The sequence below is a fragment of the Stenotrophomonas sp. 2YAF22 genome (assembly GCF_052114665.1).
Taxonomy (GTDB): Bacteria; Pseudomonadota; Gammaproteobacteria; order Xanthomonadales; family Xanthomonadaceae; genus Stenotrophomonas; species Stenotrophomonas indicatrix.
The window spans coordinates 1-13373 of record NZ_JBFRFE010000036.1 but is presented as its reverse complement, the minus strand read 5'-3'; the positions used below and the strand labels follow the sequence as shown (position 1 = coordinate 13373).

Sequence of the window (13373 nt, the reverse complement as noted above, 5' to 3'; positions counted from 1 at the left end):
AGGCAAGTGCGGCGAAGGCAAGTGCGGTGGCAAGCACTGACGTCCGCGCCGGCGTCGTCCACCCGCGGTCGCTGCTTCCTGCGGCGGCCGTGGGCCTGGGCCTGCGCCGTGCCCTGCTGCAGGACCTGCGCGATGCACCGGCCGGCGATTTCGATTTCCTCGAATGCGCGCCGGAGAACTGGATCGGTGTCGGTGGTCCCGCGGGTGACGCGTTGGCCGAACTGGCGGCGCGCCATCCGCTGAGCTGCCACGGCCTGTCGTTGTCGCTGGGCGGCAGTGCCCCCCTGGATACCCAGCTGCTGGCGCAGGTGGGTGCGTTTCTGCACCAGCATCAAGTGCCGCTGTACAGCGAACACCTGAGCTACTGCAGCGACGAGGGCCACCTGTACGACCTGCTGCCGATTCCATTCACCGATGAAGCGGTACGCCACACCGCTGCCCGCATCGCCCGGGTGCAGGACATTCTCGGTCGCCGCATCGCCGTGGAAAACGTGTCGTACTACCTGGCGCCGGACCCGACGATGGACGAACTGGCCTTCACCACTGCCGTGCTGGCCGAGGCCGACTGCGACCTGCTGCTGGACGTCAACAACGTCTACGTCAATGCCTGCAACCATGGCTACGACGCCGATGCCWTCATCGCCGGCCTGCCCGCACAACGCATCGTCTGCCTGCACGTGGCCGGGCACCTGGACGAGGCACCGGACCTGAAGATCGACACCCACGGCAGCCCGGTGATCGACCCGGTGTGGGACCTGCTGGCACGCACCTACGCCCGTATCGGCCCACGCCCTACCCTGCTCGAACGCGACTTCAATTTCCCGCCCTACGCCGAGCTGCGGGGCGAACTGCAGACCATCCACCGCCTGCAGGCCGCGCATGCCGGAGCCGCCCATGGCTGACGCCCCCGAACGCCTGCGTGCGCAGCAGCACGCGTTCACCGCGCACCTGCGCGACCCGGCGCAGGTACCGGCGCCGCCCGGCATGGATCCGCGTCGGGTGGCGGTGTACGAACGCCTGCTGTTCAACAATCTGCTGGGGTTGTTGAGCAATGGCTTCCCGGTCTGCGTGCGCCTGCTGGGCGAACCGGACTGGAGTGCACTGGTGCGCCACTATTTCGCCAGCCACCATTGCCACACCCCGTTGTTCACCGAACTGGCTGCCGAGTTCGTGCAGTGGTTGCAGGTGCAGCCGGAGCTGCCGCATCCGGCACTTGCCGAACTGGCCCACTACGAGTGGGTGGAGACCGCGCTGTACCAGCTGCAGGCCGATCCGCTGCCGGAACCGGGCGACATTGATCCGTTGCGGGTGCCGTTGCGCCGCTCACCGCTGGCCTGGCCGCTGCTGTACCGCTGGCCGGTGCATCAGCTGGGTAGCGAAGATGCACCGTCGCAACCACCGGCAGAGCCCACCGGCCTGCTGGTGCGGCGCGATGCTGATGGCGCGGTGCGATTTGCCACCCTGACCAGCCTCGCAGTGCATCTACTGACCCTGATCGGCGAGTCCCCCGGGGCCACCGGCCAACAACAGCTGCAGCAACTGGCCGCCCTGCACCACCTCGATCCTGGGACATTGGCCGCCCCTGGCGCGCAACTGCTGCAGCAGTTCCTGCGTGCTGGCGTGATCGGTCCGCTCCCCGCTTCACCCTGACGCCCCTTCCAGGAGAAACACCGATGAAGACCCCGACCCTGGCCGCCGCACGCGGCCAGCTGGACCGTTTCGCCCCGTGGTTGGCCCCGCTTGGCCTGCGCCTGCTGCTTGCCTGGGAATTCTTGGAATCCGGGCGCGAGAAGCTGCACGGACAGAACTGGTTCGCCGATCTGCAGGATGCTTTCCCGTTTCCGTTCGACCAGCTGCCCGCTGCGCTGAACTGGCAATTGGCCACCTGGTTCGAACTGGTGGGCGCAGCGTGCCTGCTGTTGGGCTTCGGCACCCGCTTTGCCGCCGCCAGCCTGCTGGTGCTGACAGCTGTGGCAACGTACGCGGTGCACTGGCCCGCCGAATGGAGCTCGCTGGGCGATCTGGCGATGGGCTATGCGATCAGCGATCAGGGCTTTGGCAACTTCAAACTGCCACTGCTGTTCATGGCGATGCTACTGCCGCTGCTGTTCACCGGTGCTGGGCGCCTGAGCGTGGATGCCGTGCTGGCGCGCTGGTATCCGTCGGGCCCCACGGCGCGGCCTGCGCTCCGGTAGATGCCGACCTTGGTCGGCGCGCAGGGTGCCAACCAAGGCTGGCACCTACCGGGATCCCGGGTGCTCAGGGTCGCTCTGCTAGAATCCGTACATGACCGACCCCAGTTCCGCACCTGCCGCCCTCCCTGTTTCCGACGTACCCCAGGCGCAGCGCGCGATGTCACAACGCTTCCGCGGCTTCCTGCCGGTGGTGGTGGATGTTGAAACCGGCGGCTTCGACAGCCAGCGCAATGCGCTGCTGGAAATCGCCGCCGTGCCGATCGAGATGGACGAGAACGGCCTGCTCTACCCTGGCCAGACCGCCAGCGCCCATGTGGTGCCGGCCGAGGGACTGGAGATCGACCCGAAGTCGCTGGAAGTGACCGGCATCATCCTCGACCATCCGTTCCGGCTGGCCAAGGAAGAGAAGGCGGCGTTGGACCACGTCTTCACTCCGGTGCGTGCAGCGATGAAGAAGTACGGCTGCCAGCGCGCGATCCTGGTCGGCCACAACGCGCATTTCGATCTCGGCTTCGTCAACGCAGCCGTCGCCCGTACCGGGCACAAGCGCAACCCGTTCCACCCCTTCAGCGTGTTCGACACGGTCACCTTGGCGGGCATTGCCTATGGCCAGACGGTGCTGGCACGCGCAGCCACGGCGGCCGGGCTGGGCTGGGACGCCAACGAGGCGCACAGCGCGGTGTATGACACCGAGCAGACGGCGCGGTTGTTCTGCACGATCGCCAACGCCTGGCCGCGGTGAAGCAGCCAACGGCGAAGCCCCTCGTGGCGAATCGGCATTGCGGGTGAGGCCGGGCAGGATGGATTCGCGGGGGACGCCGTAAACCCATCCTTGGGGGCTTAGCCGCGCCATCCATGCCGCGGATACCCCCGCGAACCCACCCTGCCCGGCCTTCGACAATTTCCCGGGCGCCACGGAAAGATCAGAAAAGCGGGAGCAACAGCGGGTCGCTGCGCTCGATGGGTGCCGACTGTTGGTACGGCAATGCCGGTCGATCCACGCCATGCGTGGATGCTTTGCAGTGGATCAACCGATGCTCGTGCGATCCCTGCCGTCACTCTTCGCACGGTACAACGCGCGGTCGGCGCGCTGGTACAGCAGTGCCGGGGTGCGGTCGTCACCGTCCAGTTCCACCAGGCCGGCGCTGAAGGTCACCCGCAGGCCCGGGATGCCGGCCCAGTCCGGGTGGTCATGGAACAGGCCACGCAGGCGCGCGCACAGCTGCGCCGCCTCCTCCAACCGTGTGTCATTGAGCAGCAGCGCGAATTCTTCGCCGCCGGTGCGTGCCGGCAGATCCGAATCGCGGCTGGCGGCGGCGATCACCTGGGCCACTTCCACCAGTACCGCATCACCGATGCTGTGGCTGTGCTGGTCGTTGACGTCCTTGAAGTGGTCGATGTCCAGCACCACCAGGCACAGCGGATGGCCGCTGCGCTGGGCGCGGGCGAAGTCGCGGGCCAGCGCCTCGTCGAAGCCGCGACGGTTGGCCAGCCGGGTCAGCGCGTCTTCGCGGGCCTGTCGTTCGAACGCCTCGGCCTGCCGCGCCAGGCGCTCGGCCAGCTCGGTCTTCTCCTGGTTCAGGGCCTGCAGGTGTACGGTCTGCGCCTGCAGGTCGAAGGTCGCCTCGTCCACGCGCCGTGCCAGGCGCAGGTTGCTGGCCTTGTACTGCTGCAGCAGGAAGCGGTACAGCGCCACCAGCGCGGACAGCAGCACCAGCCCCATAAGCGCCTGCACGCTGTGCCGCTGCCACCAGAACGGCTCGACCGTGAAACTCCACACCGCTTCCTGATGGCCCCAGCTGCCACCCGGGTGCGCGGCGGCCACGTGCAGCGTGTAATCGCCCGGCGGCAGGCCGACGAATTCCACGCTGCGCTGCGGGCCACGTTCCACCCAGCCGCTGTCCAGCCCCTCCAGCCGCGTGCGGTAGCGGATGCGGTCGGACATCAGGTAGCTCAGGCCCACGTAGCTCACCGCAAGCCGTCGCCCACCGGGAATCAGGTTGCGCTCGGGGCCTTCCCAGTGCACCGGCGCACCGTCGACCTGTACGTTCTCGATTGCCGCAGGCGGTGCCGGGCGTTCACGGAAACGCTGCAGCCGCTGCGGATCGACCGTGCTCAAGCCACCGGCGGTCACCACCCAGAACGTGCCGTCCTGGCGCAGGATCGCCGAGGGACCGGAGCTGCCGTTGGCCTGCGCATTGGCCATGCCGTCGATTTCGTTGTAACGCTCCACCGTGACCCGCGGTGCGCGTCCGTCGGCCACGGCGTTGAGCGTGGCCATGTCGGTGCGCAGTACTCCGCGGTTGCTGCTGATCCACACATTGCCCAGTCGGTCGGGCACCAACTGGAACACCGCATCCACCGGCATGCCCTGCTCCAGGCCCACCCGTGCCAACGTCCCCGCCTGCCAGCGATACAGCCCACGATCACTGCTGATCCACATCGCATCGCCGATCTGGTGGAAGCCGAACACGCTGCGGCCACCGCCCAGCGGCGCCAGGTCGATCGACTGCACCCGGTCACCGCGCAGCACGCGGACGCCTTCGATGGTGCCGATCCACAGATTTCCCTGGTGATCGTGTTCCAGCGCGGTGGTCAGGCCTCCCGGCATGCCGGGAACCATGGGCACGGTTACCTTGTCACCTTCGATACGGACCACGCCCTTCTGCGTTCCCGCCCAGACCACGCCGTCAGGCGCGATGCTGATCGCACGGATGTTGCCGCCGGGCAGGCCATCGGCCGCCGCGTAGTTGTGGCGAAGCCGTCCATCGGCGTGCAACCGGTAGATGCCGTCGCCGAAGGTGCCCACCCACAGATCGCCGCCGGCATCCTGCGCCAGGCTCAGCACCGAAGGCGCCTTGCCTCCGCGGTTATGCAGCGGTATCGCACGGAATCGACCGTCGGCGGTCTGCAGGTCCAGGCCGCTGGCGCTGCCCACCCACAGATGGCGGTCCCGGTCTTCAAGCACCGTGCGCACGTAGTCGCCGCTGAGGCCGTCGCGTTCGGTGTAGCTGCTGAACAGGGTTTCGCGCAGGCGGTACAGGCCGCCATTGGCACCCACCCAGATGCTGCCCTCGGCGTCTTCGCGCAGGCTGACCACGCGCCCGCCGGGCAGGTTCAGACCCGCCGGCAGGCGCTCCAGGCCATGCGCCGAGATGCGCAGCAGACCCTGGTTCTCGGTGCCCAGCCACAGGTCGCCATGGCGGTCCTGCAGCATGGCGGTCAAGTGCAACTGGCCAGGCAGCCGGTGCACCAGCACCAGGCGATCGTCCTCCTCCCGGTACAGGCGCTCGCCCGCGACGATCCACAGCGCCCCATCGGGCGCGCGATAGGGCCACGACAGGCCCTTGTCCACGCCCCACGCCGCTGGCGCGCGCTGCAGTACGCCGTCATTGTCGCGCAGCACCAGGCCGTCGAGGGTGCCGATCCAGACCCGGTCCTGCGCATCGACCGCCATCTTGGTGAAACTCATCGCCAGCGGCAGGTCCGGCGGCGGGCGCTGGTAGACGATGCCCTTGTCCGGGGTCAGATAGCCGATGCCCTTGCCCTCGTACAACAGCCACAGGCGCCCTTGGCTGTCCATCTGCATGGACTGGATCAGCACCTGCGGCGTATCCGGTTGATGTTCCCAGACCCGCCACTGGCCGTCGCTGCCGCGGTGGCTGACATTGCCGCGCGAATCGCTGATCCACAGACCGCCCTGCGGGTCGACCAGCAGCGCGCCGATGCCGTTGTCGCGCAGCCCCGGCCGGGTGCTGCGGTCGAACACGGTGAAATCCAGGCCGTTGTAGCGCACCAGGCCTTCCCAAGTGGCGAACCACAGGTGGCCTTCCGGGGTCTGCGCGATGTCGCGCAGCGAGTTGTGCGGCAGACCATTGCGCGAGGTCCACACGTCGATGGCGTAGTCGCGCAACGGCGGCGCGCCACTCTGCGCGGCCAGTGGCGTGGCAATCGCCAGCAGCAGCCACAGCATACCCACCCGCAGCAGGCGACCGATGTTCTCCGCGTGGCGCCCCGCCCGGCGCCTGCCCGCCCCCTGCCCGCCCATCAGCGCAGCGGCGGCGGCCAGCTGCGGATGCCGGTGGCGGCAGCAGACGCGAACAGGGACAGCCGCACCGCGCAGGGCGGCATGCCGGCAGGAACAGGCAGGCTCATCGGACGAAGAATGGGGAAGTACGCAGATGATAGGGCAAACCCTGTCACCGGCGTCACCGCGCCCGGGCAGCCCGGCGCAACCGGGCCGGGTCCGGGATCAATGCCGCTACCGCGCCTCGGCGCTGGTCGACCACTGCACCACCGCTTCCAGCCCACCTTCGGGGCGGTTGCGCAACCACAGTCGGCCCCCGTCCTTCTCGGCCAGCGCGCGGGCGATGGTCAGGCCCAGGCCGGCACCGCCGGTCTCGCGCGAACGGGATGTCTCCACGCGCACGAACGGGTCGAACACCGCTTCCAGCTGGTCATCGGCCAGCCCGGGGCCATCATCGGCGATGACCACCGTGATCGTGCCCTCGCCGCGCTCGACACGTACCCGGGCGCGTTGCGCATACATCACCGCGTTGTCCACCAGGTTGGAGAACAAGCGATGCATCGCCAGCGGGCGCAGCATCAGCACCGCGCCGCTGCGGCCTTCAAAGACAACGTCGGCGCCGTCCTCGGCGGTGTCCTCGACGATGCTCTCCAGCAGTGAATCCAGATCCAGCGCGGCACGCTGTTCGGCACTCTCCGCACTCCGGGCCAGTTCCAGCCCCTCGCGTACCAGTGCCTGCATCGCAGCCAGGTCGCCGATCAGGCGCTCGCGCAGCGTCTCGTCGGTCACGTTTTCCAGGCGCAGGCGCAGCCGGGTCAGCGGCGTCTGCAGGTCGTGGGTGATCGCCGCCAGCATCTGCGTACGTTCGGCCAGGTGGCGCTGCAGCCGATGCTGCATGGCATTGAAGGCTTCGGCGGCGCGCTGCACTTCACGCGGCCCGCGCAGCGGCAAGGGTGCCCGCTGCAGGTCATCGCCCAGGTCCTCGGCGGCGGCCGCCAGCTCCTGCAGCGGCGCACTGGCCATGCGTGCAACCACGTAGGCCAGCACGGCAATGGCCAGTACCAGCAGGGTCAGGAACAGCGGGTCCACGGCAAGGATGCCGTTGTGCGCGATCGCCGGCGAATCCAGGGCGAGCTTCAGCAACGTGCCGTCGTTGAGCACCACGTCCACCGCCCGGCACTTGGGCGGGATGAAGGTGGGATCGCGTTCGTGTGGCGGCTTGCGGTGGCCCGGCGGCGGTGGCGGCAGCAGGTCCTGCAGCTTGGGAATGCACGAACGGAACGAGGTGAAGTGCACATGCGCCCGCGACACCGGGCCCGGTCGGTCTTCCAGTACTTCCATCAGCGCCTTGTCGGCCCGCCCGATGCGCGCGCCGGGCTGCAGTGCCCGCACGCTGGGGCCACCGATCTCCAGCAGCCTCTCGCGCAGCTCCGGGTTGCCGTCGAGCAGGTTGATGTAGCCCTGCAGGCGGTCGGCGATGCGGTTCAGGTTCTGCCGCTCGAATTCCTGCTGCCGCTTGGAACTGGCCAGCATGGTCGCGCCGATCGCGGCCACGCTCATGCCCAGCAGCAGGATCACGAACAGCCGTCCGACCATCGAGGACAGGAAGTGGCGCAGGCGCTTCATCGCGGCTTATTCCAAGTTGACGGCCGAGGCCAGCACGTAGCCTTCGTTGCGCACGGTCTTGATCAGGCCGTCGGGGCCACCATCGTCGGCCAGCTTGTTGCGCAGCCGGCTGACCTGCAGGTCGATCGCCCGGTCCTGCGCTTCATAGTTGCGGCCGCTGCTGAGGGCCACCAGCTGCTCGCGCGAGAGCACCTTGTTGGCATGGGCGATGAACACCCGCAGCAGGCGGAACTCGGCGCCGGACAGCACCACCACGCGCCCGTCAGGGTCGACCAGGTGGCGATGCTCCAGGTCGAAGATCCAGCGCGAGAAACGCGCACGGCGCACCGCCAGCGGTTCCAGGTTGGCCGGCAGCGCTTCGGTACGGCGCAGCACGTTGCGGATGCGTGCCAGCAGTTCGCGCGGTTCGAACGGCTTGGCCAGGTAGTCGTCTGCACCCATTTCCAGGCCGAGCACACGGTCGATCGGCTCGGCGCGCGCGGTGAGCATGATCACCGGCGTGTTCGAGCGCGCGCGAAGGTCGCGGCACAGGGTCAGGCCATCTTCGCGTGGCAGGTTGAGGTCGAGCACGATCAGGTCCACGTGCTCGCGTTCCAGCAGCTGGCGCATGCTGGTGCCATCGGCGGCGGTGCTGACCTGGTAGCCAGCGCGGCCGAGCTGCTCGGCCAGCAGGGTGCGGATATCGTTGTCGTCATCGACGATCAGCAAACGGTGCATCGGGTTTTCAGTCTCCATGTCGCGAATCATCCCGTGTCGGCAGCTGAACCGCATCCAGGCCAATACGTACCACTGTATCCCCCGCAATGCGGGATACCTGCTGATACGCAGTCTCGGCGACAGTGTTACATAGAGACACACCCCGAGGATTGAGCGCAGCATCGCTCGATCTTCACAATGCCCACCAACGCCGCCGCTGCGGCCCCCAGAGTGAAGCCGCCACGTGATCTCCCGCCTGTTGCCCGCGACCCGCAAGGGTCGCCTGATGTTGGTCGCCCTGATTGTCCTGATCGCCGCTGTATCCGCCTGGTGGCTGCTGCGCAAGCCTGCCGCACCGGCGCTGGCGACCACCCCGGTCAGCCGCGGCGACATCGAGCAGACGGTGGAAGCCACCGGCGTGATCGACGCCTACAAGCTGGTCAGCGTCGGTGCGCAGGCCTCCGGCCAGATCAAGTCGCTGAAGGTGCAGCTGGGCGATACGGTGAAGGAAGGCGACCTGATCGCCGAGATCGACGCCACCACCCAGCAGAACCAGGTGCTCAACGCGCAGGCCTCGCTGGACCAGGTGACTGCGCAGCGCGCAGTGCAGCAGGCCACCCTGCGCCAGGCCGAACTGGAGTTCGCACGCCAGCAGCAGATGCTGGCTGCCGAAGCCACCTCGCGCCAGGAATACGACGCCGCCGAGGCCCAGCTGAAGACCGCGCGTGCGCAGCTGCAGTCCTACGAGGCGCAGATCAAGGGCCGCGAAACCGAGCTGGGCACTGCCCGTGCCAACCTGGCCTATACCCGCATCGTCGCGCCGATGGACGGCACCGTGGTGGCGGTGGTGGCCGAGGAAGGCCGCACGGTGAACGCCAACCAGACCGCGCCGACCATCGTGATGCTGGCACGGCTGGACGTGGTGACCGTCAATGCCGAGGTGTCCGAGGCCGACGTGGTCAAGATCAAGGCCGGCATGCCGGTGTACTTCACCACGCTGGGCGACCCGGACCGCAAGTACCACGCCACGCTGCGGCAGATCAATCCGGCACCGGCATCGATCGCCAACGAAAGCTCGTCCAGTTCCAGCAGCTCGTCCAGTTCCAGCTCCAGCAGCGCGGTCTACTACAACGCGTTGTTCGACGTCGAAAACCCCGATGGCACCCTGCGCATCGACATGACCGCACAGGTATCGGTGCTGCTCAAGCAGGCCAAGGGCGTGCTGATGGTGCCGGCCGTGGCACTGGGACCGAAGTCGCGCGATGGCGAGCGCATCGTGCGGGTGGTCGATGACAAGGGCCAACCGCAGCCGCGCAAGATCAAGGTCGGCATCAACAACGGCGCCAACGTCGAGGTCCTGTCCGGCCTGAAGGAAGGCGAGCGCGTGGTGGTCGGCGAAGGCGGCGCTGCGGCAGCCGCGGGCGGCGGCAACCGTGGCGGCATGCAGATGCGGGTCGGCGGCCCGGGCATGGGGCGCCGATGAGCATGACGGCGCCACTGCTGCGCCTGCGCGACCTGCGACGCGAATTCCCTGCCGGCGAGGATGTCATCGCCGTGCTGCGCGACGTCAACCTGGACATCCATGCCGGCGAGATGGTGGCGATCGTCGGCCAGTCCGGTTCGGGCAAGTCCACGTTGATGAACATCCTGGGCTGCCTGGACCGCCCTACCCGTGGCAGCTACCAGGTGGCGGGCCGCGAGACCGGAAAAATGGCGCCTGACGAGCTGGCCGAGCTGCGCCGCGAGCACTTCGGTTTCATCTTCCAGCGCTACCACCTGCTGGGCGATCTCGACGCACGCGGCAATGTGGCCGTGCCGGCGGTCTATGCCGGCAGCCCCGGCCCGGTGCGCACCGCGCGTGCCGAGCAGCTGCTGCAGCGGCTGGGCCTGGCCGACCGCATGCACCACAAACCCGGGCAGCTGTCCGGTGGCCAGCAGCAGCGCGTGTCGATCGCGCGCGCGTTGATGAACGGTGGCGAGGTGATCCTGGCCGACGAACCGACCGGCGCCCTGGACACGAAATCCGGCGAAGAGGTGATGGCCATCCTCGGCGAACTGCATGCCGAAGGCCACACCATCATCATCGTCACCCACGACATGAGCGTGGCCGAGCACGCACAGCGCATCATCGAGATCCGCGACGGCGAGATCATCGCCGACCGTGCCAATCCGGCCGCGCCCAGCTACCGTGCGCAACGCGAGCCGAGCGCTGGCGTGGCCCATGGCAGCAGCTGGCAGGCCGCCCGCGACCGCTTCACCGAAGCGTTCCGGATGGCCCTGCTGGCGATGAACGCCCATCGCCTGCGCACCTTCCTGACCATGCTCGGCATCATCATCGGCATCGCTTCGGTGGTCTCGGTGGTGGCACTGGGCAACGGTTCGCAGCAGCAGATCCTGCAGAACATCAGCGCGCTGGGTACCAACACCATCGACGTCTACCCCGGTCGCGGCTTCGGCGACATGCGTTCGGCGCGGGTGCAGACCCTCAAGGCCAGCGATGCCGATGCCCTGTCGCGGCAGAGCTACGTCGACAGCGCCACCCCCAGCGTGTCCAGTTCGGTCACCGCGCGCTACCGCAACCAGTCGGCCACCGCGCAGATCAGCGGCGTCGGCGAGCAGTACTTCCGGGTGAAGGGCGTGAGCCTGCTCAGCGGCAGCTTCTTCGACACCGACGCGGTGAAAGGGCTGGGCCAGGTGGCGGTGATCGATGAGAACACCCGGACCCAGTTCTTCCCCGACAGCGACCCGATCGGCCAGGTGATCCTGCTTGGCAACGTGCCGGTGCGCGTGGTCGGCGTGGCCAAGAAGCAGAGCTTCGGTTTCGGCGGCAGCACCAGCCTGAGCGTGTTCGTGCCCTACACCACGGTGATGTCGCGCATGCTCGGGCAGAGCCACGTTTCCAGCATCACCGTGCGGGTGAACGATGAAACGCCGATGGATGCGGCACAGGAAGCGATCACCCGGCTGCTGACCATGCGCCACGGCACCGAGGACTTTTTCCTCAGCAACAGCGCCGAGATCCGCGACACCATCGAACAGACCACGCGCACGATGACCCTGCTGATCGGCGCCATTGCCGCCATCGCGCTGCTGGTCGGTGGCATCGGCGTGATGAACATCATGCTGGTCTCGGTGACCGAGCGCACCCGCGAGATCGGCGTGCGCATGGCGGTGGGGGCGCGGCAGAGCGACATCCGCCAGCAGTTCCTGATCGAAGCGGTGCTGGTATGCCTGCTCGGCGGATTGCTCGGCATCGGCCTGGCACTGCTGATGGGCGTGTTGATCGGCCGGTTCGCCAGTGATTTCCAGGTGCTGTTCTCCACCGCTTCCATCATTGCCGCCTTCGCCTGCTCGACCCTGATCGGCGTGGCGTTCGGCTTCCTGCCGGCACGCAGTGCCGCCCAGCTCGACCCGGTGGAGGCCCTGGCCCGCGAATGAAGATGATGACCCGATTGCCCTTCCCCGCTCCCTCGCGCCTGCTGCTGTCCGGCGCCGTGCTGCTTGCACTCTCCGCCTGCGCTTCCGTAGGCCGCTATCCGGTCGAAGACCCCAGCGTTGCCGCCACCTATGGTCGTGGCGATGCGACCCTCAACGCGCCGGCCGACGACCCGCGCAGCGGCCTGGATACCCCGGCCCGTGACGTCCGCCAGGACAACTGGTGGACCGGCTTCGGCGACGAGCGCCTCGACCGCCTCGTCGCGCAGGCGCTTGCCGCCAACAGCGACCTCGGTGCGGCCGGCTTGGCGGTGCAACGTGCACGCCTGCAGGCCGGGCTGGCCAGCAACGCGCTGTGGCCGCAGCCTTCGTCGTCCGGCGTGAGCGGAAGCGGCAGCCGCGCCACCGACCAGGCCGACGACTGGCGCCGCAGCTATTCCACCGGCGTGTCGCTGGGGTGGGAGATCGATCTGTGGGGCCGCCTGCGCACCCAGCGCGACATCGCCCGCTGGGAGGCCAACGCCAGCGAAGAAGACCGGCAGAACACCGCCCTGCTGGTGATCGGCGATGTCATCAACCAGTACTGGGCACTGGCCTACCTCAACCAGTCCATCGCCACCGGCCAAGCCAACCTTGAGCGGCTGCAGCGCACGCACGAACTGGTGCAGGCGCGCTTCGATGCCGGTGCGGTTTCGCGCCTGGAAGTACGCCAGGCACTGCAGAACCTGCAGTCGCAGCGTTCGGCGCAGAGCGCGCTGGAACAACAGCGGGTGGAAGTGCGCAACGCGCTGACCGTGCTGCTGGATGGCACGCCGTGGCCACAGCAGGACGAACCGCAGAACCTGCTGGAGGCGCAGAGCCCGAGCATTGCCGAAGGCCTGCCCGCCGACCTGCTCGGCCGGCGGCCCGACCTGCGCGCGGCCGAACTGCGGCTGCGCAACAGCCTGAAGACGATCCGGGTAACCGCCACCCAGTACTACCCGGCACTGAGTCTTACCGGCAGCCTGGGTTCCAGCGCCACCTCGCTGGGCGATGTGCTGCGCAATCCGGTGGCGACGCTGGGAGCCGGGCTGTCGCTGCCCTTCCTCAACCTGCAGCGCGCGCAGCTGGATACGGACGTGGCCGGCACCAACTACCAGATCGCCGCCACCAACTTCCGCAAGACGCTGTACACCGCGCTGTCGGAGGTGGACAACGCCTTGTCCGCACGCGAGCAGCTGCTGCGCCAGGTGACCGCATCGCAAGCGTCCTACKATGAAGCGGTGGAAGTGGAGCGCGCGCAGGAAGTGCGCTATCACGTGGGCGCCACCGATCTGCGCACCTGGCTGGAAGCCCAGCAGACCCGGCGCGACGCGGAACTGTCACTGGCACGGGTGCGGCAGAGCCAGTTGAAC

The 13373-nt window shown here is 68.1% G+C and carries 10 protein-coding genes; 7 read left to right on the top strand and 3 right to left on the bottom strand.

Annotated elements, in window-relative coordinates; translation table 11 throughout:
• Window positions 1–26: 26 nt before the first annotated feature.
• The 4 genes from AB4Y84_RS02940 (at window position 27) to rnt (ending at window position 2937) form a co-directional block, all read left to right on the top strand.
• Window positions 27–902, top strand: a complete 876-nt coding sequence (locus AB4Y84_RS02940; RefSeq protein ID WP_442249749.1) for an HvfB family MNIO-type RiPP peptide maturase — start codon at window positions 27–29, stop codon at window positions 900–902.
• The gene (locus tag AB4Y84_RS02935; RefSeq protein ID WP_442243738.1) at window positions 895–1650 is read left to right on the top strand and encodes an HvfC family RiPP maturation protein; all 756 of its coding nucleotides are present in this window, start codon (window positions 895–897) and stop codon (window positions 1648–1650) included. The genes AB4Y84_RS02940 and AB4Y84_RS02935 overlap by 8 nt, the downstream gene beginning before the upstream one ends.
• Window positions 1651–1673: 23 nt before the next feature.
• Window positions 1674–2195, top strand: a complete 522-nt coding sequence (locus AB4Y84_RS02930) for an HvfX family Cu-binding RiPP maturation protein (RefSeq protein WP_442243739.1) — start codon at window positions 1674–1676, stop codon at window positions 2193–2195.
• A gap of 157 nt (window positions 2196–2352) precedes the next feature.
• Window positions 2353–2937, top strand: a complete 585-nt coding sequence (rnt, locus tag AB4Y84_RS02925; protein WP_032951815.1) for a ribonuclease T — start codon at window positions 2353–2355, stop codon at window positions 2935–2937.
• A gap of 285 nt (window positions 2938–3222) precedes the next feature.
• Here rnt and AB4Y84_RS02920 read toward each other — a convergent pair whose 3' ends face one another.
• The 3 genes from AB4Y84_RS02920 to AB4Y84_RS02910 all read right to left on the bottom strand — a co-directional run bounded on the left by AB4Y84_RS02920 (window position 3223) and on the right by AB4Y84_RS02910 (window position 8583).
• The gene (locus AB4Y84_RS02920) at window positions 3223–6243 is read right to left on the bottom strand and encodes a two-component regulator propeller domain-containing protein (RefSeq protein WP_442243740.1); all 3021 of its coding nucleotides are present in this window, start codon (window positions 6241–6243) and stop codon (window positions 3223–3225) included.
• A 213-nt stretch (window positions 6244–6456) separates the two neighbouring features.
• Window positions 6457–7848 (bottom strand): ATP-binding protein, encoded by a 1392-nt coding sequence (locus tag AB4Y84_RS02915; RefSeq protein ID WP_312112124.1) that lies wholly within the window; start codon window positions 7846–7848, stop codon window positions 6457–6459.
• 6 nt (window positions 7849–7854) lie between these two features.
• On the bottom strand, window positions 7855–8583 hold the full coding sequence (locus tag AB4Y84_RS02910; protein ID WP_025875399.1) for a response regulator: 729 nt from the start codon (window positions 8581–8583) through the stop codon (window positions 7855–7857).
• Window positions 8584–8788: 205 nt separating this feature from the next.
• Between AB4Y84_RS02910 and AB4Y84_RS02905 the strand changes: the two genes are divergently transcribed.
• The 3 genes from AB4Y84_RS02905 to AB4Y84_RS02895 form a co-directional block, all read left to right on the top strand.
• Window positions 8789–10027, top strand: a complete 1239-nt coding sequence (locus AB4Y84_RS02905; protein ID WP_442243741.1) for an efflux RND transporter periplasmic adaptor subunit — start codon at window positions 8789–8791, stop codon at window positions 10025–10027.
• Window positions 10024–11982, top strand: coding sequence for a MacB family efflux pump subunit (locus tag AB4Y84_RS02900; protein WP_032975817.1), 1959 nt, complete (start codon window positions 10024–10026; stop codon window positions 11980–11982). The genes AB4Y84_RS02905 and AB4Y84_RS02900 overlap by 4 nt, the downstream gene beginning before the upstream one ends.
• Window positions 11979–13373 (top strand): efflux transporter outer membrane subunit (locus tag AB4Y84_RS02895; protein WP_442249748.1); only part of this gene is annotated, 1395 nt, incomplete at its 3' end. The genes AB4Y84_RS02900 and AB4Y84_RS02895, both read left to right, overlap by 4 nt.